This window comes from Photorhabdus bodei (assembly GCF_003287735.1).
GTDB lineage: Bacteria > Pseudomonadota > Gammaproteobacteria > Enterobacterales > Enterobacteriaceae > Photorhabdus > Photorhabdus kayaii.
In genome coordinates this window covers 91,290-117,976 of record NZ_NSCM01000009.1, presented here as the reverse complement: position 1 = coordinate 117,976, position 26,687 = coordinate 91,290, and the positions used below count along the sequence as shown (strand labels likewise).

The 26,687-nt window shown below is 40.1% G+C and carries 21 protein-coding genes and 1 pseudogene; 9 read left to right on the top strand and 13 right to left on the bottom strand.

Annotated features, from left to right (window positions below; translation table 11 throughout):
* The 3 genes from rtxA to rtxH form a co-directional block, all read right to left on the bottom strand.
* The coding region (rtxA, locus tag CKY02_RS09200) for an MARTX multifunctional-autoprocessing repeats-in-toxin holotoxin RtxA (protein ID WP_112895057.1) at positions 1-1,937 on the bottom strand (1,937 nt) is incomplete at its 3' end.
* Between the two features lie 27 nt (positions 1,938-1,964).
* Positions 1,965-2,426 (bottom strand): RTX toxin-activating lysine-acyltransferase RtxC, encoded by a 462-nt coding sequence (gene rtxC, locus CKY02_RS09195; RefSeq protein ID WP_112895056.1) that lies wholly within the window; start codon positions 2,424-2,426, stop codon positions 1,965-1,967.
* A gap of 21 nt (positions 2,427-2,447) precedes the next feature.
* Positions 2,448-2,798 (bottom strand): protein RtxH, encoded by a 351-nt coding sequence (rtxH, locus tag CKY02_RS09190; protein WP_112895055.1) that lies wholly within the window; start codon positions 2,796-2,798, stop codon positions 2,448-2,450.
* Positions 2,799-3,120: 322 nt separating this feature from the next.
* Here rtxH and CKY02_RS09185 point away from each other — a divergent pair, with 322 nt between their 5' ends.
* The 7 genes from CKY02_RS09185 to fur all read left to right on the top strand — a co-directional run bounded on the left by CKY02_RS09185 (position 3,121) and on the right by fur (position 11,826).
* Positions 3,121-5,226, top strand: a complete 2,106-nt coding sequence (locus CKY02_RS09185) for a peptidase domain-containing ABC transporter (protein ID WP_112895054.1) — start codon at positions 3,121-3,123, stop codon at positions 5,224-5,226.
* Complete coding sequence (locus CKY02_RS09180) at positions 5,219-6,574, top strand: HlyD family type I secretion periplasmic adaptor subunit (RefSeq protein WP_112878103.1); 1,356 nt, start codon at positions 5,219-5,221, stop codon at positions 6,572-6,574. Before CKY02_RS09185 ends, CKY02_RS09180 begins: the two co-directional genes overlap by 8 nt.
* Positions 6,575-6,576: 2 nt before the next feature.
* Positions 6,577-8,727, top strand: coding sequence for a type I secretion system permease/ATPase (locus CKY02_RS09175; protein ID WP_112895053.1), 2,151 nt, complete (start codon positions 6,577-6,579; stop codon positions 8,725-8,727).
* Between the two features lie 187 nt (positions 8,728-8,914).
* The gene (locus tag CKY02_RS09170; RefSeq protein WP_112895052.1) at positions 8,915-9,883 is read left to right on the top strand and encodes a GlxA family transcriptional regulator; all 969 of its coding nucleotides are present in this window, start codon (positions 8,915-8,917) and stop codon (positions 9,881-9,883) included.
* Positions 9,884-10,021: 138 nt separating this feature from the next.
* Positions 10,022-10,309 carry a LexA regulated protein gene (gene ybfE, locus CKY02_RS09165; protein ID WP_049583800.1) on the top strand — a complete coding sequence of 96 codons (288 nt, stop codon included), beginning with the start codon at positions 10,022-10,024 and terminating at the stop codon, positions 10,307-10,309.
* Positions 10,310-10,483: 174 nt separating this feature from the next.
* Positions 10,484-11,014: a flavodoxin FldA gene (fldA, locus tag CKY02_RS09160; protein WP_112878100.1), complete on the top strand. Its 531-nt coding sequence runs from the start codon at positions 10,484-10,486 to the stop codon at positions 11,012-11,014.
* 365 nt (positions 11,015-11,379) lie between these two features.
* Positions 11,380-11,826, top strand: a complete 447-nt coding sequence (fur, locus tag CKY02_RS09155) for a ferric iron uptake transcriptional regulator (protein WP_112895051.1) — start codon at positions 11,380-11,382, stop codon at positions 11,824-11,826.
* Positions 11,827-11,901: 75 nt separating this feature from the next.
* Here the strand turns inward: fur and CKY02_RS09150 are convergent, their stop codons facing one another.
* The 9 genes and pseudogenes from CKY02_RS09150 to CKY02_RS09115 all read right to left on the bottom strand — a co-directional run bounded on the left by CKY02_RS09150 (position 11,902) and on the right by CKY02_RS09115 (position 20,833).
* Positions 11,902-14,577: a beta-N-acetylhexosaminidase gene (locus tag CKY02_RS09150; protein ID WP_112895050.1), complete on the bottom strand. Its 2,676-nt coding sequence runs from the start codon at positions 14,575-14,577 to the stop codon at positions 11,902-11,904.
* A gap of 822 nt (positions 14,578-15,399) precedes the next feature.
* Positions 15,400-15,849 carry a cupin domain-containing protein gene (locus tag CKY02_RS09145; RefSeq protein WP_112895049.1) on the bottom strand — a complete coding sequence of 150 codons (450 nt, stop codon included), beginning with the start codon at positions 15,847-15,849 and terminating at the stop codon, positions 15,400-15,402.
* 374 nt (positions 15,850-16,223) lie between these two features.
* Complete coding sequence (locus CKY02_RS26250) at positions 16,224-16,355, bottom strand: hypothetical protein (protein WP_274382142.1); 132 nt, start codon at positions 16,353-16,355, stop codon at positions 16,224-16,226.
* 58 nt (positions 16,356-16,413) lie between these two features.
* Positions 16,414-18,081 carry an FAD-dependent oxidoreductase gene (locus CKY02_RS09140; protein WP_162119962.1) on the bottom strand — a complete coding sequence of 556 codons (1,668 nt, stop codon included), beginning with the start codon at positions 18,079-18,081 and terminating at the stop codon, positions 16,414-16,416.
* Between the two features lie 468 nt (positions 18,082-18,549).
* Entirely contained in the window at positions 18,550-18,735 is a 186-nt protein-coding gene (locus CKY02_RS09135; protein ID WP_238399059.1) for a zinc ribbon domain-containing protein, read from the bottom strand.
* A 214-nt stretch (positions 18,736-18,949) separates the two neighbouring features.
* Positions 18,950-19,287: pseudogene (locus CKY02_RS25645) on the bottom strand (helix-turn-helix domain-containing protein); the annotation flags it as partial.
* Between the two features lie 54 nt (positions 19,288-19,341).
* A complete protein-coding gene (locus tag CKY02_RS09120) occupies positions 19,342-19,611 on the bottom strand; it encodes a hypothetical protein (protein ID WP_112895045.1) in 270 nt (89 codons plus the stop codon).
* A 27-nt stretch (positions 19,612-19,638) separates the two neighbouring features.
* On the bottom strand, positions 19,639-19,803 hold the full coding sequence (locus CKY02_RS24480; protein WP_162119963.1) for a hypothetical protein: 165 nt from the start codon (positions 19,801-19,803) through the stop codon (positions 19,639-19,641).
* Between the two features lie 265 nt (positions 19,804-20,068).
* The gene (locus CKY02_RS09115) at positions 20,069-20,833 is read right to left on the bottom strand and encodes an iron-containing redox enzyme family protein (RefSeq protein ID WP_162119964.1); all 765 of its coding nucleotides are present in this window, start codon (positions 20,831-20,833) and stop codon (positions 20,069-20,071) included.
* 444 nt (positions 20,834-21,277) lie between these two features.
* Here CKY02_RS09115 and CKY02_RS09110 point away from each other — a divergent pair, with 444 nt between their 5' ends.
* On the top strand, positions 21,278-22,171 hold the full coding sequence (locus CKY02_RS09110; RefSeq protein ID WP_112895043.1) for a LysR family transcriptional regulator: 894 nt from the start codon (positions 21,278-21,280) through the stop codon (positions 22,169-22,171).
* A 199-nt stretch (positions 22,172-22,370) separates the two neighbouring features.
* Here CKY02_RS09110 and glnS read toward each other — a convergent pair whose 3' ends face one another.
* A complete protein-coding gene (glnS, locus tag CKY02_RS09105; protein WP_112895042.1) occupies positions 22,371-24,038 on the bottom strand; it encodes a glutamine--tRNA ligase in 1,668 nt (555 codons plus the stop codon).
* Positions 24,039-25,143: 1,105 nt separating this feature from the next.
* Between glnS and CKY02_RS09100 the strand changes: the two genes are divergently transcribed.
* Complete coding sequence (locus CKY02_RS09100; protein ID WP_112895041.1) at positions 25,144-26,442, top strand: glycosyltransferase; 1,299 nt, start codon at positions 25,144-25,146, stop codon at positions 26,440-26,442.
* Positions 26,443-26,687 lie beyond the last annotated feature (245 nt).

The window sequence follows — 26,687 nt, the reverse complement described above, 5'->3', positions numbered from 1 at the left end:
ACAAGAACATTTACCGCACCACCAGCATCAACATTCATTTTTCCGCTCTGGCCTTGGTGAACCAGAACATTGGCTAAACCCGCACCATGAAATGTCAGATCGCCCTTTTCACCACTTTTCACAATGATGTTGGCTGCACCCGCACCATCAAAATTCGTATCACCGAATTTTGAACCATGCAAAATGACGTTTGCCGCCCCTGCGCCTTTAAAATTAACATTTCCCCGAGTAACATTAGATTTAATAACGTTTCCACCACCCGCACCGTTAAAACTCACGTAACCACTGCTTGTGGATGACTCAACAAGGTCTTGCTGACTATATTCTTCGCTATGTACTAATCGATGAGAAGCATGGTGCACTGTATTGGCACTATATTGAAGCTGGCTTAACGTGTAGCCGGCACCAATGGAGGTATATCCATTATCATAGGAAAACTTTTCATTGGCTAAATTACCCGTATGATCGCCTGTTTTGTACCATGCTGTTGCTTTGTATTTCAGTTGTCCTGTATCAGGATCATTGGTCAACTGAACTTCAACCACTTTGGTATAAGGTTCCAGAAATATTGCATATACATAAGTATCAGGTTGCTCATTTGATTTAACCGGAGAGACATCGATTTTCAGTCCATTAGAAGAGATCGCGTACCCTCCCATTTTGGCATCACCTAGCGAGATATCCTCTGCTTTAACCACCATGCCACCCGCATAGGTTACCCACTGATCTATCAGCAGGCTTTCCTCGATAGCATGAATCTCGACGGGTTGCTGATGCTCAAAAACCAAACTGGAGAGACGGTAAGCGCCATTAGCGTTTACCGCGACAAATCCATTGCCCGGCGAAATTTCTTTCGCAGCAAGATTTTCAAGGTGATTACCTGCTTTATACCAAGAAGTGGCATGATAACCGAGTCTACCCGTGGTGGGATTATTTTGAAGCTGGACTTTGCTGATTTTAGTATACATTTCGTCAGCAAACGCAAAAAGATAGGTATCCGGTTCGACGGTTGATTTAATACCTGTGACATGTTGAGACTCCTGGATCCAGCTTCCTCCCATCGTTGCCGTCGTCAATACGATTTCTTCGGCTTTAGCAAATTCCAGTGTCTCACCATAGAAATCGCTATTCATGCCTGTTCTGGTGATTTCATTGTAAGCACCAGCACCGGAGAAATTAATATTGCCATGCGCGACATCAGAATAGAGTTTGTTATAACCACCCGCACCTTCAAAAGTAATATCACCACGCGTCTGTTCATACCCATCTTTATTTTGGCGTACACGCTCAATTCGATTCGATGCCCCCGCACCTCGTAAGATAATATTACCTTCTTTACCTTTACGTATGATGTGATTATCAGCACCTGCTCCATTGAATGTAACGTTACCGCTTTCTACTCGTGAATTGATACTATTTGCAGCGCCTGCGCCATTAAAAGTCACATTTCCCTGTGAATCTTGATAACGGTTAAACCAGGTATGGTCAATGTCGTTGTATCCCCCTGCACCAGCAAAATCTAAATCTCCCCGGTTAGTTTCATGCCATAACTTATTGTATCCACCGGCCCCTTTAAAATTTGTATCACCAGACAAACCTTTACGAACCAGTTTATTATAGCCGGCAGCACCTGAATAATTTAAATTTCCCGTTTCACCTGTGTGATCAATAAAAGCCGAACCGGCTGCACCGGCAAATGACAAGCCGCCATTTCCCGTTTTACTAATACCGGTATAACCTGAGGCTCCCTTTACCGAAAGTTCACCATTCGTATGGTATACATCGACCTTTAATGAACCAACAGTAACATCATCATTTCCGCCATAAGCATAAACTTCACCCCCGACACCAATAGCAGTAATACTATTACCATCATTATCGTCGTAGTATTTTCCAGTAAAGAAATACTCTGTACTTCTATTTGATGATTTCCCCATCAAAAATCCCTTTAAGTCATACAAAAATTAAACAAAAAACCACTGTACCTGACGAATACAGCGGTTATTTTGAACATCCAGCTTCCCGCGGACAGTACAAGCTTTCCGGCCTTTCCACGGCAAAAAGACACGGCGGCGCAAATCCCTGGCAACTTCACGACCGTGACCAAAAGGAGCAATCATTTCGGGAAAAAAGATATGTGGACCTGAGCGCCAATCTGTGTGGATAAGCTCTCTTTCTCCCGAAAGAAGCTCATCTCGATTCTGCTCAGATAAAAAAGCCCAATTACAAAAAGCGATTGGGTTCCCGTGTTCATCTTCGTAATAGCAAAACTGATTCAACTCAAATGAAGGCAAGATACGCTGATGCCACTCGGACACCAGGTATCTCCGATGCAGAGGAGAATGCTGACTCAGCAGCATTACTCCTCCAATCATTGCTTGAATTTCTGCGTTATTCAGTTTCACTGGTTGATGTATAATCGCCATCCGCTAATCAACCATGAGATCTTATTTTGTATTTTTAGATAGGCGTTTTTTAGCGTTAGCAGGCTCTTCCGCTATAGATTCCGATACAATTTGCTCTTCAGCCACTTGTGGAGCAGGTAAAAACCCTGCTGCAACCAATTTGTCAAATTCAGCCGCCATTCGTGGATCTTCCAACATATTTTTAACCATCGAAACCATATACATAAATCCCGATGCTGGCATATGGATAACTTGCTTTAATTCAAGTTCATTATCATTTTCTGCCATTATCCCATTCGCCATACGATTAGGTTCTTGACCAACGAAATAAAGAGAAAAAATCCCTTTATTATAATTAACACTAGAGATGGTTTGTACGAATTTTTCAGACATATTTTTATTTACCAAAAATAAACAACTTATTAATGAAGTTATACAACGTTTACAACAAATAAGACATTTGATTCACGGGTATCTTGAATTTTTATATCTATAAATACATTAAGAGTAAAAAAACCAATGAAATAATATAGATAAAAAACTCAAAATCAACATTTACACACAAAAAGTCCTTTTACCCCACATATATAGTCCCATTTACCTACATCGATAATGACAATAAATATAAGATAATAAGTAACACTTAAATGCTACACAAAATTAATATAACCATTTGTTTTAATTCATATTTTGTGGATTTTAAAGATATTTTTTCATGAATAAAATTGAGAAATTAACCATAGCATCATTAAAATTAATATTGATGATATATAATAGAAAAGAAAACATCACTGACATTGATAACTTAAAAAAATCTAATTGTTATTATTCATCTATAAGTAATATAGAGGAAAAATTTAATTTATCGATTTCAAGTAAAAATTCCGTAAGAAAAAAGCACCATAATATACTTCTACCCGCAATCTTGTTTGATAATAATGGCCTACCCTTTGTTTTAGCCAAATCGAATAAAGAGAACTCACTAATACAGAGGGTTGATAAAGAAAATCCTGAAATATGGTCCGAAGAAAGGCTGATAAAAGAGTGGAATGGAAAATGGATTAAAATAAAACAGAAACAAGCTAAATTTAACATCCGTTGGTTTATTCCAGAATTTCTGGCACAAAAGAAAAATCTATGTGAGATACTGTTATTTTCCTTTGTATTACAAATTCTTGCGCTAATTTCTCCCTTAGTTATTCAAGTGGTAATGGATAAGGTCTTAATCCATCAAGCGCTATCAACACTTGATGTATTAGTCTTTGGCTTAATCATCGCCGGCATCATCGAGGTGATTTTACGTGGATTACGAGAATACCAATACGCTCACACCGCAAACCGCATTGATATCAAACTGGGATTAAAACTAGTCCGGCATCTGTTCGGGCTACCTTTACTCTTTTTTAAATCCCGCCAAGTGGGAGCTATTGTTACTCGGGTGCGTGAACTGGATACCGTTAGAGAGTTCCTGACCGGCTCAATGTTCACCTTATCTGTCGATGTTCTATTTATGTTTATTTTCATCTACGTGATGAGCCTGTTATCCGGCCTACTAACTTGGGTTTTTCTCGCAACCTTCCCTTGTTATGCCATTTTGGCATGGTGGGTGACGCCTCGTATGGAAAAAGCGGTTGAACAACAATTCACCCATGCAGCAATAAATACCTCTTTTCTGACTGAAACGGTTTCTGGTGCTGAAACCCTGAAAAGTCTGGCGGTAGAGCCTAAATTCGTTCGCCGTTGGGATAGCCAGACTGAGAAGATGGTCGATACTAGTTACGCAGTACAGCAACTGGGTAATCGTTCAAACCATATTGTTATGCTACTGCAAAAAGTTACCATTGCGGCAATTCTCTGGTTAGGCGCATCAGAGGTTTTATCACTGCAAATGACCATCGGTCAGTTGATCGCCTTCAATATGATGGTAAATCACACGGCCCAACCATTAGCCAGATTAGTGGAACTATGGGGACAATTTATCAGAACGCGGGTGGCCGTCGATAAGTTAGGAGATATGTTAAACCTGCCAACCGAGCAACAATCCGGCCAGCAGCAAATCACACTGCAAGGAGCAGTCTCATTTAGCCATGTTGTTTTTCGCTATCAACCCGATATTCCACCAACGATTAAAGGATTGACTCTCGATATCAGAGCCGGAGAAACCATTGGTATCATCGGTGCCTCTGGTTCCGGAAAAAGTACATTGGCTCGTTTATTACTCCGCCTTTATACCCCAGAAATAGGCGCAATTACCTTAGATGGAATCCCATTACAAAATATAAATATTGAAACACTCAGACAGCAAGTCGGTGTGGTTCTACAAGAAAATTTCTTATTTAACAAAACGGTATATGAAAATATTGCCCAGTCAAAACCTGACGCCAACCTGGAAGCCGTGATTAAAGCCGCTAAGCTGGCAGGTGCTCATGAATTTATTCTCAAGCTGCCGATGGGATATGACACAACTATCGCAGAAGGCGGACAATCTTTATCCGGCGGTCAACGTCAGCGGCTGGCGATTGCCCGAACTCTCCTGACTAACCCCAAAATTCTCATTCTTGATGAAGCAACCAGTGCGCTTGATGATGAATCACAATCACTCATTCAATCCAATATGGCGGAAATTGCCCAAGGCAGAACGGTTATCACAATCGCACACCGCCTTTCAACTGTACGTCATTGTGATCGCATCATTGTTCTTAAACAGGGGGAAATTCTCGAACAAGGCTCTCATGAACAGCTACTTAACCACGGTAGACAATACCGGAAGCTCTGGCAGTTACAACAAGAATTAAAACAGGAGATGCCTTGTCATGATTAAAGCTTTTAAGAATAAAATTAAAACCTGGCTGCGCCCTTGCCCGCGGCATTATGACTTTTTACCGACACATTTAGCGTTGTCACAACGACCACCGTCGCCTTTTGCCCGCTACACTGCAATAACGCTCAGTATCGGCATTATCATAGCCTTGCTCTGGGCCTATCTGGGTAAGTTGGATGTTCAGGCAACCGCAACCGGTCGCCTGATTGTCTCTGGCCGTTCTCAGATAATTCAGGCATACGAACAGAGCCGAGTGACCGCTATCCATGTTCAGAATGGGCAGCGGGTAAAGAAAGACGCCCCACTTCTGACACTCAATACACTCGGTGTTAACCAGGATATCACCCGGTTATTAAAGCAGATCGAATATCAAGCCCACGAAAAAATTCGTTATCAGGCTTTGACAGAAGAGCAGGAACCGACAGAACAGGAACTATTTCAGGCTTTGCCGGCATCTCAACAAACACAAGTTGCTGACAACTATTCCCGGGAGAAAAGAGAATACGAAGCTGTTGTAACAAATCTGAAAGCAGAGATGAACGTCAATCTCTCTTCTCAACAATCACGAAAAAGCGATATCAATGCGCTCACTAAGCTCCGGCAAAATATCAGCCAGCGTTTAAAAGCACGTCAAACCTTAAGTCAAAAACAAGTGATCAGTAAAGTTGAATATCTTGAACAGGAAAAAGAGTTTCTGGAAACAGAACGCCTGATTGCCCAACAAAATGCGGAGCTTCATGTTCTGCAATCGCAATATATTAGCCTGGAAGAACGCTTAAACAGCCTGAAAACACAAAAAGAACGCGAATGGTTTGATAAAAGAAAACAGGCCGAAGTTCAATTGGTCGTTTTAGAGCAAGAGCTGGCAAAAGCTCAGATACGGGAACAACTTGAAGTCATTCGCTCCCCCGTCACAGGAACAGTTCAACAACTCAGCGTCCATACATTAGGCGCGGTACTGCAACCGGCACAAAACTTAATGGTGATCGTCCCTGATGACAATGTGCAGTTAGCGGAAGTGCAAATTTTAAACAAAGACGCCGGATTTGTTTATCCAGGCCAACTCGTCACCGTTAAGGTAGATGCTTTCCCTTATACACGTTATGGCACGATTGACGGCGAACTGCTGAGTATATCCAGAGATTCAACCACCGATGAACGGTTAGGATTGGTCTTTCCCGCTCAAGTGAGCCTTAAAAGTAATAGCATTGCCATAGACGATACCCAGGTTGAAATTACCCCAGGTATGTCAATCGTCGCTGAAATCAAAACCGACCAACGCCGCGTTATCGATTATCTCTTGAGCCCTATCAGAGAGTATCAATCTGAAGCATTAAGGGAGAAATAATCGTGAACCTATTACCTTCTTCTGCCACTGATTCCAGTAACTACACTCATAATCAGGCGCTAAATTGTATCGTCTATGTGGGGAAACAATTTCATAAGTCAGCTACTGTTGATCAACTTCAGCACAGCCTGGGTTTTGACTCCTTATATCTGAGTGATTTACAGCTACGTGAAGCCGCCAACACTATTGGGCTACACAGTAAAATTGAGCAATTAACTGTCAACACAGGGCCAACATTACCCTTACCGGCATTGATTGAGCTGGAACAACAATGGTGGGTACTCATTGAAGTCAAGAATGACAATATTACCATTCTCGATCCTGTGACTGAACAAACTCAATCACTTTCCTTATCTACATCTACTGGTAATAAAGAGAATGTATATAAGATTCTTTTAATCGCAGATCAGGAATTAACTAAGAAGCATGTCAAATTCGGCTTGAGCTGGTTTTATCCCTCCATTTTCCGGCAGAAAAGTCAGATAAGAGATCTGTTTTTGTTTGCCATAGTTCTCCAGTTATTTGCACTGGTCAGTCCGATCTTGTTTGAAAACATCATCGATAAGGTATTAGTAGGACGAAGTTTATCTAGCCTGCATGTATTAGGTATGGCTATGCTCGCTATCGCCCTTGCCGAACCCTTGTATAGCTTTATGCGCAACACCGTGTTTGGGCACATGGCAAGCCAGATAAATTCTGAGCTCTCCGGGCGACTGTATCGTCATCTGGCAGGATTGCCGCTGCAATATTTTAAGCAACGGCAAACAGGGCAGATCATTGCCAGAGTCAGAGAGATGTCTCAAATCCGCCAGTTTCTGACAGGTTCTACCCTGATGCTGTTGCTGGATTTAATTTTCGTCATCATGTTTATTGGCATCATGTTTTATTACGCCTGGATACTAACCTGGATTGTTATTGGCTCACTTTTTGTTTACTTCGTATTCTGGGTAGTCGCCGGGCCGGTTATTCGCCGCAAAGTAGAAGCAGAATATGAAACCGATGCAAATGCAACAAGCTTTCTGACTGAAGCCGTCACTGGGATTGAAACCATCAAAACCACCGCGACTGAAAACCGTTTCTTACATCAGTGGCAACGTATTCTCAGCCAGCAGTTGACTAAAAGCTTCGCGGCACAGAAAAGCGGTTTAATCGCAGGACAGGGAATCGATTTTGTCCAGAAATTTACCGCCGCGATCCTCCTATGGTGGGGGGTGACAGAAGTCTTACGCGGTGAACTGACTCCGGGGCAACTTATTGCCTTCAATATGCTGGCCGGACACGTCACGCAACCGATCCTCCGGCTCGCACAGGTTTGGCAAGATTTTCAGCATACGTTAATCGCCTTGAAACGTGTGGGGGATATTCTTGATGAGCCAATGGAAAACAGTAAACAGGGATTGGCTTCTGTACCTGAGCTGGAAGGCCAAATTGAATTCAAAAATATTCGCTTCCGCTACCATGACGACACACCAGAAGTTCTGGCGAACCTATCGTTATTGATAAAATCGGGTCAATTTATTGGTATAACTGGACCGTCCGGTTCAGGTAAAAGTACTCTCACCCGTTTGCTACAAAGGTTGTACGTACCTCAACATGGACAAGTTTTGATTGATGGCATGGATTTGGCTATTGCTGATCCCGTCTCTTTACGCCGTAATATGAGTGTTGTGCTCCAGGAAAGTATCCTGTTTTCTGGCAGTATCACCGATAACATTCGGCTGTGTAAGCCCAACGCAACAGATGCAGAAGTCTATCGTGCCGCTGAGTTAGCCGGGGCCATTGAATTTATTCAATCCTTTCCCCACGGTTTTGCGCATCCAGTTGGGGAAAAAGGAGTAAATCTTTCAGGTGGTCAAAGACAGAGAATCGCATTAGCAAGAGCGCTCCTGGTCAACCCAACTATTCTGATCCTTGATGAAGCCACCTCAGCATTGGACTATGAATCCGAAGCGGCAATCATGGCAAATATGGACGAAATATGCCGTAACAGAACAGTGATCAGTATTGCTCATAGGCTCAATACAATTCGCCACGCGGATAAAATCTGTGTATTAGATCAGGGGCAAATTATCGAATTTGACTCGCATGACCAATTGCTCCAGCAAGGTGGCTTATACGCGCATCTGTGGCATCAACAAGTTGGCGAAAATTAAATGACAATTCAGCCAACTCTTAACAAAGACGGAATAAGTTTTGGCTGAAATTATTTTTTATTTTACTTGTTTGTTCAAAAAAAATAATTCAATGTAATTAACTTATTTAAATTGTTACAATAAGTTATTAAGATGTTAGACAATGAAATATCTTGATACATCTTAATTTTTAAGTTGGAGAATTCTTATGGACAGGAATCCAGTTTCTTTAAGCGTGTTAGTATTTTCAGGAGGATCTCTGACTTCTATTACTGGCCCAATAGAAATTTTAACCACTGCTGCTCGTTTAGCCGGAGCGCCGGAGCCAGAAATCAATATTGTCACACAGGATAATCAGGATGCTGTCGGGATGGGGGGTATTCGGCTAAAACCCAATAAACTCATAGGAGAAATAAAACAAACAGATATTGTCCTGGTGGGTTCAATTGGGGCCCCTTATTACGATTTCGATTTTTGTACTAAAGAAACCTTAGATTGGCTCCAGATGATGGAAGAAAAAAATGTTCCTATCGTCTCCGTTTGTACAGGTTCTTTTGTACTGGCTAAAGCTAATTTACTCAATAACCGCAAAGCCACCACACACTGGCTATTTACCAAATTATTCAAGGACATGTTTCCGCAAGTACAGTTACATTCAGAAATAAAAGTCACCAGCGATAACAATATTTTTTGTACTTCTGGCACCTATGAATACAACGATGTCATGATGCATATTATTGAACAGATATATGGTCAAAATACTAGGGAAACCTGTAGTCAGCTCATATTTGGTAATATGGAAGGTCTCCCCTCTCACACTCTCGCAAGTTTTGTACCCTATCGCCAACATTCAGATACATTAATCCACAAACTACAAGACTGGATGCATTCTGCCCCATCAGACAGATTATCAGTTGGCAATTTGGCCGATAAAATTCATCTGTGTGAAAGACAGATGAAGCGGCGCTTTAAGACTGCAACCGGCCAGACACCTATTCAATATATCCAACAGATTCGACTATCTCTGGCGAAATGCCGGTTAGAAAAATCGAATAAGACCATAGAAGAAATCAGCCATGAAGTTGGCTATGAAGATACTCGCTATTTCAGAGAGTTATTCAAGAAACTTAATGGGTTAACACCAATAGAGTACCGTAGAAAATACCAACACCGCTAAAACGGAAACTCAACCACAATCCTTTACAGATAAGCAATGACGCCGCTTTTATCTTTGTCAGGCAGTAGCGATACACTAGAAGCTGGGGTATCATGGCGTGCTATATTTTATGGTATACGCCCTTTACTAATTGAATTTATGGCAAAAGAACAAATGGATCGCACCACTCTGGATTTGTTCGCAAATGAACGCAGACCGGGGCGCCCAAAAACCAACCCACTTTCCAGGGATGAACAACTCAGAGTCAACAAGCGTAACCAACTTCGCCGTGATAAGGTGCGCGGTCTGCGTCGTGTGGAGCTGAAAATAAATGCTGATGCAGTAGATGCGCTTAACTTTCTTGCACAGCAACGCAACATCAGCCGCAGTGAACTCATCGAGCAAATTTTGCTGGCCCAGTTAGCAGAAAGTAACATCACGACTTGATAGCATTGAAGGCACGAAATCACACAAATTTGACAGAATTGTCCTGACTGTTTAGTCAGAATAGGATTTTGTTTTTTTATTAATACAATCAGAACCTTTTCTACTGATTTTTAACATTTTATACGTATATCTCATACAGAAATACACAAATAAAACAAGAGGTTATATTATCCTATGGCAATTATAGGTATATTTTTTGGCAGCGATACCGGCAACACAGAAAATATTGCCAAAAAGATCCAAAAAATTCTGGGTTCCGACATTGCAGAAGTTCATGATATTGCCAAGAGCAGCAAAGAAGATATCGAACAGTTCGATATTCTGCTGCTCGGCATCCCTACCTGGTACTACGGTGAAGCACAGTGTGACTGGGATGATTTCTTTCCTACTCTGGAAGAGATCGATTTTGAAGGGAAGTTGGTCGCCCTTTTTGGTTGTGGTGATCAGGAAGATTACGCGGAATATTTCTGCGATGCCATGGGAACTATCCGTGACATTATTGAACCCCGCGGCGCCATTATTGTTGGTCATTGGTCAACCGAGGGCTATCACTTCGAAGAATCAAAAGGTTTGGCTGATGATAGCCATTTTATTGGGCTTGCTATTGATGAAGACCGCCAACCAGAATTAACAGAAGAGCGTGTTAATGCCTGGACTAAACAGATCTACGAAGAGCTGAGTTTGTCAGAAATTCTTGCAGGATAGCGGCCTATCCCAGTAAGCGTAATTGGTGCAGGCCATTTCTTATCAATAGTGAACCCACGGTAGGTGAGAAGTGACTCGCTTCACTCGCCCTGTGGGATCGCATTCAAAGGCTATTACTTTTGTCAGAACACTGCTTAAATCCGCTTTTCATTACGAAGAATGGCAAAAAACAGCCTAAGCATGATAAATAGTAAGGTTATTCCTGCGTTTTATAAACGATTATTCTGGCAAAATGTGTAATGAAAGTTAAGGTTAACGTGGTTTTCATTTTCATTAGCCATGCCTATAATCATAATCTGATAACTAACTGGTACTTTTTGAAGTATCACTAAGTTCACTTTACTGAGTAACAGGACTGAATCCGCATGACCGACAACAATAAGGCATTAAAAGATGCTGGACTTAAAGTTACACTTCCTCGTCTGAAAATATTGGAAGTGTTACAGGAGCCTGAATACCACCATGTCAGTGCGGAAGATCTCTACAAGAAACTGATTGATAACGGTGAAGAGATTGGACTTGCTACTGTCTACCGCGTGTTGAATCAGTTTGATGATGCCGGTATTGTCACCCGCCATAACTTTGAGGGTGGCAAATCGGTTTTTGAACTCACTCAACAACACCACCACGACCATTTAATCTGCCTGGACTGTGGTAAAGTCATTGAATTCAGTGACAAATATATCGAAAAACGCCAGAAGAACATTGCTGAGCGTTATGGGATTAAGCTTTCAAACCACAGTCTTTATTTATATGGTCACTGCTCTGCCGGTAATTGCCGCGAAGATAGTAGTGCACATGACGAGAAATAATTCACGCCTGAACCGCTAATTTTTTATCTACCTAGAGAGGGGAACCCATCAGGGTTCCCTCTTACTACAACATTATCATGCCCTTACGTTATCAATTCGGCTGTAACGTTTACCATCCGGGCTGACAGAACGGATCAACACATCACCCCTCACTCTTGGGCGTTTATGGTTGTTATAAACTTCCCAGTTACGACCGCCATCAGTCGAATACTGGATTACCAATCCAGGCAGAGCAACATTAGCCCGCAAGATACCCCGTTTTATCTTAGCCCCCGGAACCGGCAGACGATAAGCAATACCTGCTTTATCCAGTTTACTAAGTTCACGTTGCCCTATCAGGTTAGCGAATCGAGTCCAGTCACGATTAAGCGCATCTATATCGACTTTATACGTTTCTCCACGCTGATATACCTGGCCCGGAACATAATCCAGCTCCCAACCGGCCCGGTGCCATGCCCGTTCTGCCAGCGGTAACAAGCGCGGATAAATCATATATTCCATCTGTTCATCAGTCCGAACCGTTTCACTCCATCCTTGACCTGAAAGCCCATAAGCGCCCGGCCACGGTTTATCACTTTTCGCACGGAATGCATTACCATCACGGTCAACGGAAGTTTCAGCATTTTGAGGTATGTTATTGGGTGCAAAACTAAAGATCTTAGCTTCATCGTTAAAACGAGCCGCCCAATAATAGCCACGCTCCTGTGGATGAACTTCATATGGCATATCCAGATAAATATAATCTGGGCTAGATATCACCACTTCATAGCCCTTATTCGCCCAATCATTGACTGAATCAAAGCCGCCATCGTAGAGAGCGTCCCAGAAATTCACCCCAACGCGTTTGGTGGCAAAATCTTTAGCGCTGCCAACATGTTTAAAACCATCCTGCCACGCCTGCATCCTTTCAATGCCATTAGCATTCACAATTTTGCTCACTTCAATTGCGAAGTCGCTGGCAAGATAATCAATGTCTTTCACAACACCCTGTTCTATCAACTTCTGACAAATCTGAGACTTAGCCCATGGTTTATCTTCCGCATTTTTATCAATAATGCCCTTACCCGGTACGATAGGACCATTTTTATCCTGGAATCCGTCTCCCAAACGGATATTCTTCGCTTCATCTCCCCCGAAATGCCAAGTCTCCAATGGTGAGCCCGCTGCTTTATGCATAGCGGCAATTTCACCAATGACTTTCTCAACAAACCGTTTTGAAGAATCCATACACGGATTCAAATAACTGCGACGATCATAGAGCTGAACCGATGTTGCTCTGGTGGTATCCGTTGGATCGAGCAAACGATATTCATTCGCCCCTTTCACATTCCCCTGAGCGATTAATTTCTTATAGCGGGCTTCCATAGAAACAACGGCGGCACGAGCATGGGCTGGCATATCAATTTCAGGAATAACGTCGATATAACGGGCTTTGGCATATTTCAAAATATCAATGTAATCTTGACGGCTGAAATATCCGCTACCCATGTTGTTGTTATTGGGGCCTGAACCCAGTTGTGGTAACAAACATTTAGTTTCACTTAAATCATGACACCGCTGGCTGCCAACTTCCGTCAACTCAGGTAATCCAGGAATTTCCAAACGCCAACCTTCATCATCAGACAGATGAATATGGAATTTATTCAGCTTGTAACTTGCCATTTGGTCAAGCAAACGCAGAACAGCCTGTTTACTGTGGAAATTACGCCCTACATCAAGGAGAACCCCACGATACTCAAAGCGGGGCGCATCTTTTGCCGTCAAAGTAGCAATCTTCCTATCGCCATCAACAGGAATTAATGACAACAGAGATTGAAGACCGTAAAACACTCCTGACTGGTCAAAAGCAACAATTTGTGCCCCATGTTGGGTAATATTTAGACGGTAAGCCCCTTTAACCTGCAACTCACCAGTAAAATCTGAAGAGACAATCTGGGTCGCAACGAGATAGCCACTATTCTCTAATTTAATTCCTTGATCAGTAAAACGTTTTCTGACAAGAATAACTGCCTCGTCATTTAAACCACCTAATTCCAGTCTCACCCCACCAGATAAATCAGCATCCCCGGTAAAAATCTGAACCTCTTTTGGTGTCGGGATAATTTGCCCACGCAACTTTTTTGATCCAACCTTTTTGACCTGCAAATTCTTCATATAACGATTTTCAGGTGTCATCAAAATATTATTATCTGTCTGTGTGCGTTTCCATTGATCACCGGTGAAAGCAGATAAGAATTGACTTAGATCTTCTGTATCTGTACTAACAAGCACTTTAGGTTTCGCATCACCCGACGTTGCATACCAGCGAGGTAGAAAATCAGTGCTGTAAATCTGCCAGTATTCTCCAATAAACGGCAGTTTTACCTGCTCGTTAGCTTTAATACCGGTGAATTTTTCGGTCGGTTCCAGTCTATGTAAATCGCCCGTGATACGCGTGACTTTGAACTGTTCATTATCTACGCTCAGGACTTGGCGAATACTGTGGAAATAAATCGCCCAATCAACAGAGTCAATCACCTGATTACCATTGGTTAAAGTAATATCCACTCGATTACATTTAGCCCAGTCAGCCCCCAGCACTGCACAGTTAACGCCGTGATCTCCCGCCTGATTATCAACGACCTTATAATTAACTTTTAATTGACTCAGTGCATCAACCACTTGCTGCGCTGTTTGGGAGGCATATGCAAACCCCATAAGTCCAACTGTTGCAGTTAGTGCTGCTAATGTATGCAATTTAAATTTCTTCATTAATTACCTCTTTCAAACACCAAAGTTATGTAAGGTAAGCCGCTGCTCAGAAGCCATTAAAAGCAGCAACAACGAGCCATGAGAAGACAATAAACAGCATGATGACATTGAATTTAATCATCTTTCTCATTTTGAAAAAAAATGTCAATCTTTACGCCATATGTAACCATAAAATTATGGTCAAAAATGTAAATCGATTTATAAAATATAAAAATATTACATTAAGAAAAATTAAAATCATCTAATCAACATCTATAAAGACTATTTTTCACATCATAAATTATCAATGGTAAAAAAGGGATTTTTTGTAAAACATGACAGAGAACACATTAAAAAGAAACGAGATAACAGTTATATATCTCATTGATATAAAATAAAAAACAATACAAACCCTAAAGATTAATAATATAAAAAACATACTAAAAAACAGATTAATTAATACAAATATTTTCCAACTAAAATAGATATAAAATTATTTACCAATGATAATATTTAAAAAAATAAACTACCAATTGTGATTTGTTTTACTATTATAGAGAATCATTAAATGATCAGAGTTTAACTGAATAAAAAATTCAATCATTGAGATGCAATTAATATATATAAACCACCGGGATACTGCTAATATACCCGTTATCTTTCAAGTTGCCTCTTTGTTGGCTGCACTCGCTCACCCCGGTCACATAGTTCGCTATGCTCCCAGGGATTCACTCCCTTGCCGTCGCAATGCATCTTGAAATCCATTGGGTATAATAATTTCTATCCCGGTGAAATCATTATCTGTTTTTAAATACAATCTATAAAACCTACACTTACTTAAATTCAAAGCTCTTCACGAACAGCAAGACCTAAGTTTTGCAACATTGGCGCATTCTCACATGCAATATAGAATACTTCATCAATAGCACCACTATTAACATGTTGATGCCATGCCCATACAGGAACATATATCGCATCACCGGCTTTCCATGAAATATGTTGTTCACCAATGAGTGAATACCCCTCCCCATTAACGATATATATTATGGTTTCATAACTATGTCTGTGTTTACGGGTCGATTGTCCAGGTTGTAACCCTCCCAGAGTCATACTGAGAACTTTACTGGGTAAATTAACCATAGCCACTTTATGGCGCCTTTCATTTGAGAAATTCAAATCTTGACTCACTTCAGAGTTCAATACATTTTCATGAATCAATTGAGTAGGCTTATCTTCAATTAATTCTGCGGGAACTTTGCCAAAGTCTCCAGATGAGAAAAACGTTTTTTTCACTATAATTACCTCTAATATTGTAGTTTATTGTAAAATTTGTATTTTTTAACTATCTTGAAATAATACTCAACATATTTTATCTTAGTTATCATTTCTGCCTATCTTCTCTAATTATCCTAGCAATACCATGTCATATGTCCGTGATTTCTGACAAACGCACAAGAAGTGCCATCAAAATTACCGATAAGTTTTTTTTATAATATTAACTGCATCATTCTGCGTAATAACAGTGGTGGTTGAACTATATTATCGTTCTATACACCCAACCACCCTTTCCACAAGCACGCTTTTCTTAATGTGCTAACACCAAACCCCGATAATATTTCGATTGTTCGCTGATTTTTTATATGCGCAACAAATGTATTAGTCAACCATCAATGCCTTGTGATGACCATTATATTAGTCCTATACCTGTCATCCTTCAAGTTGCCTCTTGAAATCCATAGGGTATAGATATTACCAAAAGGGCTGTTACCTGCCATAAAAACATCCGCCTTAACCATCATATTGTGATCCCTGTTTCATTAGCGTTAATATCTTCATCCCAGAAAATCATCCCTTTACTTACCTACCGACAATTTTATCCAATATTGAACCTATATTGCCAGGAACCCTATCACCTCTCCAAGCAATATATTGGTCAGGACGCACTAAAAGGAGCCTGGTTTGATATAATTGCCAAGCATCATGACCAGGAAGATCAATAATCTTGACCGGAATTTTACGTTGATATGCCTGAGCTAATAATTCAGATATATCGGGAAAACGCGATCCTACTCGAAGCAAACTAAACCCGGTGCCTAAAATATCGAACAGAGATACCCTGGTGCCAGGAATAGGTGTGAGCCATAAGTGCGGCAATCTCCCTCCGGGTACACTACTTGGTTTATAATTAAGCCAATCATCATCCGGTACGGGATCGCTATTAATAATATGAGGAGAACTATCATATCGGGCACCAAGTTCCACTCCGATAGAAGTAAATTGACAGCGAAAATGACTTAGCTCAGTATTAATCTTTTCACGCGCCAGCTCACCCGCATAATCCGCATCTTCCAAATTTGCAGGCACATATAGTGATGCTGTCTGCCGGGTATAAGAACGAGCAACGGCAGTATTTCTCCATGCAATTGGACGACGCTCGCTTTCATAAGAATCCATTAACGCATTACCTGCCCAACCATTTATAGACGCAACAATTTTCCAAGCTAAATTGCTAGCATCGTCGATCCCCGTATGCATGCCAAAACCACCGGTGGGAGCAAATAAGTGAATAGAATCTCCTGCTAAATATACCCTACCCTCAGAATATTTATCAGCAACGAGAGCAACACCGCCTTTCCATATCGTATTGCCAAGGACTAATACCTCAACATCTGTACCTATTCCTGCCTGAGCTATGCGAACGACTTCCAAATCATCAATAACTTTCCCATCCTTACTCTGGGTCACAAATAAAAAATCATCTTCACCGTCCAGGCAGATAAATAACATATTTTCCCTAGGTGAGACGATATTGTACATCCAGGATTTTTTGCCTCGTAATAATCCCTGGTGAATTCCGGGAACACGGATATAACTGGAAACCATTCCACCCGTTAGAAAACCTGCCTTAGCTTCAACGGTTCCTTCGTAAACTATACCAAGTTTAGATCGTACAAAGCTCTGTCCGCCATCACACCCAACCATATATGCTGCTTGCCAGACTTCATCAGCGTACTTTCCATCAATATGCTCCGCATAAAGTTTTACTTCATCTTTATATTGGATAAAATCTTTAACGCGCCAGCCATATCTTATTATGATATTTGGACGACTCTTTGCATGTTGTAGTAGAAACCTTTCAACATACATTTGATTTGCACGTATTATTGGTTCTGGAACGGGATCTGTCGAAGCCGCATTTTCGCGCATAGACATTTTCTCCATTTCCGACGGTAACGTAATCCGTGCAAGCTCCCATCCATTAAACTTGGTAAAATATGATACGTCCAAAGGAAACTCTTTTGGCACGCCTAATGACCGAATAGGCTGAGATATACCTACACGACGAAAATGCTCCATAATACGGGCACTATGGGTACTGCCTTTAGGTTGCCATCGGGTCTCTTCCTCCAAATTAAAGATAACGGAACGAACACCATATAAATCCAGGAATAAAGCCAACATTAGACCAACGGGTCCACCACCAACGATGGCAACTGGTGATACAGAAATATTTTCCGAAGTCAAAATATACTCTCCTTAATAATGATTAATAGCAATAAATATTTCAGACCAAATATATTAATTAAAAAATTTATATATTTGTGAATTATTTCCTTTTCCTCTCTCCTCATATAAAACAAAATAGTTATAGCCATGCTCTATGCATCATTCACTAAACACCGTTTCATTTCCCTGGCGGTTAAGCTCCACAACTCTTTTTCCTGAGTAATTGTGATACTTTCTCATTTCTTTAAGGAAACGCTTATATATTATATATTGTGGTTCGTCAAACACATGATAAGTTTCCCTTTTAAAAGAGCCACTTTCAAGAATAAATAAAAAATTAGAGTTCAAAAAAAATAACATCAAAGTTTTCACTATTTTTTAATATTTCAAATAAATCGCCATATCTAACAGAAACGAATTCATTTACCTTATATCACACTATAGTGACTGCTCCCCGCCGTAAAAAACGGCGAGGCTTCCCACTTCTCAGGCCTCCGCCGTCGATGCAACGGATTTACGCTGGCCTCCGTGGGCAGAAACGACGAGTCCCGCCGCCTGTAATTCTGTTATGCCCTTGCGCTGGATGTTGATCGCCGCATTGATATCGCGGTCATGTTCAACACCACAGCAAGGACATTGCCAGATCCGCTTATTTAGTGGCAGTTCTGGCATTTTGTGACCGCAGCCATGTTACCCGAGATGGCTTTACTGGCGCTTCCATGCCGTCATTGCAGAGTATTGAGGATTAATACTTGCCTGTTGCGGTGCGAGTGATTGTGATGCTTTTCACTTCCCCGTTAATTTCACGATGCAGCCGGGCTTCTACCGGCGATAATTTCGGTATTTTGATTGCACCATCAAACACTTTTACCCCGACACAATGATAACTGGATTGCTTACCGTGCTTATTTTTAAATGCCGGGAAACGCGCTTTCAACTTCGGATTAAAGAAGTTATCAAACGCAGTATTCAGGTTAATCACCGCCCGCTGCAAGGCAATAGAATCATATTCTTTAAGCCAGGCATATTGACGGGATTTTTTTGCTACTGCCAGCAAAGCTTCAGGTCTTTACGCGGGTTTAAATTTACGCCGTAACGCTGATAAGCGTGTTTTTTGATGTGCAGAGCCTTGTTGTACGCGAAACGGACCGCACCGAACTGGGCGTTAAGATACTCCGCCTGCTCTGATGTGGGGTAGATGCGGACTTTGGTGGCTCTTAACATATTCAGCGCTCATTGATAGAGTGTATTCATTTTAGCCTGTTTTACAGATAGATATCAATTCAGTCCGGATACGTCGCAGTAGCCAGCCCTAAAGCCCTTTGGGCTTTTCGCCTGATATCCACGCACTGTGCAAGGGTTTACGGCGGTTTTTTCTAAATTCTTAGTAAAAATACCGGTGGACTGAAAGTGAGTTGATGGGAACACATCTTTGTGAATGTTAAAGAACCACTCCATGCGTTCAAACTCAGAGACATCGGGAGATTCAGCAAGAATCAATCTTTTTACAGCTGCGATAACAGTATTTTCATAAAAACCTCCATTCACAATATTTTACCTTCGCCATAATCAACTCTAATTACTGGATGTATACCTGTCATCCTTCAAGTTGCCTCTTTGTTGGCTGCACTCACTCACCCCGGTCACATAGTTATCTATGCTCCCGGGGATTCGCTCCCTTGCCGCCGCGATGCATCTTGAAATCCATAAGGTATAGTATTTCTTCTCGACCTTTTCCAATATTAGCTGAATAATTTATTGTCCAACAATATTTACATCTAAATTTAACTTTCCATTCAATAGAATCAATAATTACTAATTTCGTTTTTTTATTTTTGACATCATACGAGTTCAATCCAATAATTATTCCATTATATATGATTATGATCGTTGGTATTGCTTATCTTGCCAAAAATATACCCACCAACGCTTTATGCTGATATTTCATCACCAGAAACCATATCAAGTACCTTTGCTGTACATGTCATTATGTACACAAAGTGTCTCAATCACACTCGGATAAAAGCGTTGTTACATCTGTATTTATCCTGATATTGTTTTGATATAGTTCATTAAGCATCCCAATGCGAAAACGCACCATCTCTTCACCAACCGCAATAACATCCCCCCTTCGGTAAGGTTTCTCTTCAATCATTCTATCAATAATTTTTCTCATCGCAATCGCATGATCTTCATCCTCTTCAACATGGATTCTAAAGAAATGTAATGCATCATTAGGCGCCTTTATTAATTGCAAGGCGTCTAAAATTGGGCCATAAACCAGAGGTACGATCGCTTCAGCACCTAAACACAGTGCCGCAAGCCCTCTTAGAGAATCATCACTGCGGCAGTGGCGAAACATGGCATCAATCAGTTGTTGAGTACTGTTAAGAATCGGGTCACTTTTAGGAACAGCGTTAATAGCCGCCATCGCTTTTTTATATAACTCTGCATGAGATATCTTTGCTGCATCGGTTCCTGTTAGCTCTTCCAACAGATTATGAGAAAGCAGCATAAAATCTTTTTGATCTGCTAAACCTCCCATCAATGAACACAGATAACGGGTGAAATATTGTGAATAGTAATGGTGCTGGATCATAAACTTTCTTAATAAACTCTGCTCCACCTGACCAGAGCGGCAAGCGACCAAAAATACATTCGAATTGAGCTCCTCCAATAACACCTTAGAGAAAACGTCTTCCCATAGTGGAGATAAAAAGTAACCGGTTTCTTCTTTAAGCTCATTTTGAGTATTGATAGTGAGTTCCATAATAAACCCTTTTAGTAACATTCAACCGATGAAATAGATGATATACAAGCTCTTCTCAAGCCAAAAATATTAGTTCTATGTTTATGCAACCCTATCAATCTCTTAACAGAGATTGCTGTAAAGCCGTAGGTAAGTTAGTGACCCAACTCAATTCTACTGTGCTGCCATTATGTACTGTATTCAAAGGGATAAACGCAGCAACAAGACAAGTAGTCAGGACAAGTGAAATTTTATTTACACTCGACCCTATGTCTATTTTGGTTTTCATGGCCATTTGAATTTTCAGCCTTGAATCTGTGTGGCTTTCCGCTATATAGCAGCTAAAGCAAGATAAATTCTATTTCATACTACAGATTCGCTAATAGTGGATAAATAGACCTACAATCACTTCTGAAGTGACTTTCTTGTCACCAATAACAACCTAAAAAAACCCTGGAGGCCCAAGTGAATAATTTGAGTGGATTCATAATCTTCATTCATGTCGCCGAAGCTCGTAGCTTCGCAACCGCAGCCAGGCAACTCGGACTCTCTCCTTCGTCCGTTAGCAAAAGCATATCCCGATTAGAAAAAAAATTAGGTGTACGTCTGCTCCAGCGCAACACCCGTAGTGTCAGTTTGACGGCTGAAGGCACACTGTTCCTTGAGCGCTGCAAACGCATCCTGGACGAGATTTCCACTGCGGAAAATGAGCTACTAAGCTCTATCTCTGCCCCTCAAGGCCGCCTGCGAGTGAGTTTGCCATTGCTCAGTAACCTGATGTTACCCGTATTATCTGCTTTTGCGACTTGTTACCCACAGATAGAACTGGAACTGGATTTTAGTGATCGATTAGTTGATGTTATCGATGAAGGCTTCGACGCCGTGGTTCGCACTGGAGAACTCAACGATTCACGACTGATGAATAAACGTATAGGGTCCAGCCATTTCGTCTATGTTGGTGCTCCAAGCTACTTTGCACAACATGGTAAACCATCACACCCCGGAGAGTTACTACACCACGCTTGCTTGATGCATCGTTTTCCTACTACCGGCCTTTTAGAGAAATGGCCGCTGTGCTTAGGAAGATCCGAAATAGACATACATCTTCAAGCAAAGATAACCAGCAATCATGTCGAAACACTGCTACACATGGCGATTCAAGGCCACGGCATAGCCTGTTTGCCTGATTTTACCGTTAAACAAGCATTAGCTAACGGTACACTGTTAACAATCTTGGATAAGTGGGCGGGTACTTCAAGCACCTTCCGTGTTCTCTGGCCATCTAACCGTTGGTTATTACCTAAAGTCAGAGCTTTTGTCGATTTCATGGCAGATAATTTATTCCCAAAAGAGAAATAAAATATTTATCAAGAAATTGATTATATTAGGTACTTAAATATAAATGACATAATTAATCTCTTTGACTTTATTCTGTAATTCTGACATCTCGTTTATTCATGACTCAATCTTCTCTAGTAATGACAAATTTAGCCATAAAAAACTGCACCTCAATGCCGGATTAAGTGCCCAACTTGTGAGGTACAGTTTATTATCTCAATTAATCCTGAGAAATTTTTGCCCAGGTATCACGCAGGCCAACGGTACGGTTAAATACCAAATTTTCCGCACTGGAATGACAACTATCAGCACAGAAATAACCTTCACGCTCAAACTGATAAGTTTGTTCTGATTTAGCATCAGCTAAACTTGGCTCAACAAAGCCCTGACGGATCACCAGTGACTCTGGATTGATTGTCGCCAGAAAATCATCCTCCGCACCTGGATTCGGCACGCAGAACAGACGATCATACAGACGGAATTCAGCAGCAACCGCATGAACCACACTGACCCAATGAATGACACCTTTCACTTTCCTACCATCCGCTGGATCTTTATTCAACGTTTGATCATCGTAGCTGCAATAGATTGTCGTGATATTATCATCAGCATCTTTCTCAACGCGCTCCGCTTTAATGATATAAGCGTTACGCAGACGAACTTCTTTACCCAATACCAGACGCTTATATTGACGGTTCGCTTCTTCACGAAAATCTGCTCGGTCAATATAGATCTCACGACTAAATGGCACTTCACGGCTACCCATCTCCGGTTTGTTCGGATGATTAGGCATACTCAAAATCCGCTCCCCTTCTGGCATGTTTTCGATCACTAATCTAACCGGATCAAGAACAGCCATTGCGCGAGGGGCATTTTCATTCAGATCATCACGGATACAAGATTCCAATGCCGCCATTTCCACATTATTATCCTGCTTGGTGACACCAATACGACGACAGAATTCACGAATAGACGCGGCAGTATAACCACGACGACGCAAGCCTGAGATCGTTGGCATGCGTGGGTCATCCCAACCTTCAACAATCTTATCCGCCACCAGCAGATTCAGCTTACGCTTAGACATAACCGTATATTCAAGGTTCAAACGCGAGAATTCATATTGGCGTGGACGACAGTCAATGGTGATGTTTTCCAGTACCCAGTCGTACAGGCGGCGGTTATCCTGGAACTCCAGCGTACACAGCGAATGTGTAATACCTTCAAGCGCATCAGAAATACAGTGAGTAAAATCGTACATTGGGTAGATGCACCATTTGTTACCACACTGATGATGTTCTGCAAATTTAATCCGGTACAAAACCGGATCACGCATCACAATAAAAGGGGATGCCATATCAATTTTAGCACGCAGACAAGCTTTACCTTCGTCAAATTCACCGGCACGCATTTTTTCGAACAACACCAAGTTTTCTTCAATATTGCGGTCACGATATGGGCTATTTTTACCCGGTTCTTTTAACGTGCCACGATATTCACGGATCTCTTCCGGACTCAATTCATCAACATAAGCCAGACCTTTGTTGATCAATTCAATAGCATACTGATACAGCGTATCGAAATAATTAGAAGAGTAGCGAATATCGCCGCTCCACTCAAAACCTAACCACTGAACATCATTTTTAATAGAATCGACGTATTCAACATCTTCCTTAACTGGGTTGGTATCATCAAAACGCAGATTACACTGCCCCTGATAGTCCTTTGCAACACCGAAGTTCAAACAGATAGATTTTGCATGACCAATATGCAGATAACCATTGGGTTCAGGCGGGAAACGAGTATGTACCGATGTATGTTTACCAGTTGCCAAATCTTCGTCAATTATCTGACGAATAAAGTTTGTCGGGCGGGCGTCTGCCTCACTCATTGTTTTATACCTCAATAATGCCAAAAACGCGTCACGTAACCGCCTATAATCCAACAAGCAGTGCCGAGAAACAACCGTTTGTTCGTGTAAAATGGCGATTCAGTACAAAGTTGGAGCGAAAAAACGATGACGAGTTTTTAAAAGGGACTGTTTTAATAATTTTTTACTAGAAAATAAGATTGATACCTAGCAACCAGCTAATGGGTCTATGTTTAAACAATATTATATATAACAATGAGTTACAAAAAAATCACTCTTCTATCGAAAAAACACTCAACAGTGACGCATATCGACAATACAGCAAACTTTATTATGAAATAATCAATGAAACTATCACCAATCAATATTTCATTCAACCATAACAAATATTACTGAATAATAACCATCCAATTTTAAAGAATAAATAATTGGCACTATACCTATTACTAATAACTGTTTGATAAAATGAAAATAAGTCTATAATTTAAATTTCTAAATTATCTATTGATTGATGCTTTTACTCTGTAAATATAAAAAAATAATTATATATATCAAATTTATTATCGAAAGACTATTAATGACGCTCTAAATTTAAATTTTACAAAAAAATAAAAAATAACAATGAGTTAATTTCAAAATCAATTCGATAATTCAGGCATTTCACTACCGGACTTTATCTAAATCACACTGCTATTCTAGTGGGTATTTATTTAAACATAAATTTACAATCAGGCCAATAAAATAAACTATACCCTATGGATTTCAAGATGCATCGCGACGGCAAGGGAGCGAATCCCCGGGAGCATAAATAACTATGTGACCGGGGTGAGTGAGTGCAGCCAACAAAGAGGCAACTTGAAAGATGACGGGTATAAAGCATAATAAAGGGTTACGTCACATACACGCATTTTAATGTTTAAACCACCGTAAATAAACAATAAAATACTTTGCAATTTATTATTAAGGTAATAATATTATTAAGAATCTTAGTAATAAAATTATCCGGGTACAATACGATACACTTAATCAATTCTAATCATTCTAAATATTAAATTAAAAAATTAACATGTAAAAATAACACCAAATAATTTCACGCATTTAATAAAATACCCCAAGGGAAATAAAAATGACTAATATAACATCAAGCAACAAAATAACCCCAGCAGTAATAGTCATTAATGGCAACTACATATCAAATGATTATCGTTCTGGTTTTAAAGTTGGAGCGACATCATTCACACTAAAAGTTGCTGATTATTTTATAAAAAGGGACTTACTCTCTGGTTTTATATTCTACAAAAGAGATGAATCATTAATTTTACCTAAAATAACTGAAGATATAATTGAAGGTATAAAATGTATAAATATCTTTTTTAATTTCTCTATGAAAAGCAAAGATGTAAAAAACATGCTAGAAAAATGTATTTCAATATTATCAATTAAAAATGATCAAATAATCCCTGCAATAGTTTATTATCAAACAGATACATTATTATCTTATCATCCTCCCCATATACCTTGTTGTATAACACATCATGGCCCTTTTGTAGAAGATTTTCAACAACACTATTCTCTGGAAGAGACATATGATGCTTTTGAAAATAAAACTAAAGCCCAACACCTTAATATTCAACAAATGAAAGGCATTGAAACATTAATTAATAAAAAATATTTTATTTTCCAACATTCAAAATTACAAGGCAATTTCTTACTCAAAAAAGGAATAAACCCAGACAATATTAAAAATATTATTCCACCTATTTCCATAGAAGAAATTACTAAATTAAAAATAGAAAATAAATATATTAATGATTTTATCAAAACCAATAAAAATGAATTATTGTTGTTTACTGCGGTCGCCAGATTAGATTATTTTAAAAATATAGATCTATTAATCAATTCAGCAATTGTTTTACTAAACAAAGGTATTCCCGTTAAAATTTTCATTGCAGGTGATGAAGAGAGCAAAAATATCAGAAGGAATAAATTGATATCGATGGTCCCCCCCAGATATCAGGAACAATTTTTTATATCACATAAATTATCCCAAACAGAACTATTCAGTATTTTTAATAAAATAAAAAATAAATCTATTTTTGTATGCACATCACGCTATGAAACCCTTGGCATTACACCATTAGAAGCTGCATTAAATGGCGTATGCACAATCGTACCCAACTTAAACTTAATTGAAGCAGCTTCTTATTTTCCTTCAGAATACAAATTCACATATAATATCGATTCTCTTACTGAAAAGATAATATCAATATACGAAAAAGATCTATTTACCTCTAATCAGCAGTTACAATATATAAGCTCTTTAATTTCAAAAGCATGTTTTGAAGATAGTATGGGCAAAGCCTGGGAAGAAGTTTCAATAAGTTATATGGCAAACAAAAAACCCGTTTCTGAGTGTCTCTCATAACGCTTCAACTATTTACCAAATCAATGGGCACATACAGGTGCCCATTTACAAAACTCCTGACAACATCTTCCCGCAATTAACTCATTAAGTTAATTCAGTTAAAAATTTGACCCCGTTTACTACAGATGACTCAATTTATGCAATTTTAAACAATATCGCTACAGTGATCACAATTACTTACTTATGTGTAGCTTTTTATTATTTTTCGACTAAAAATAAGTTGTATTGCTGTTGTTAATAGCGAG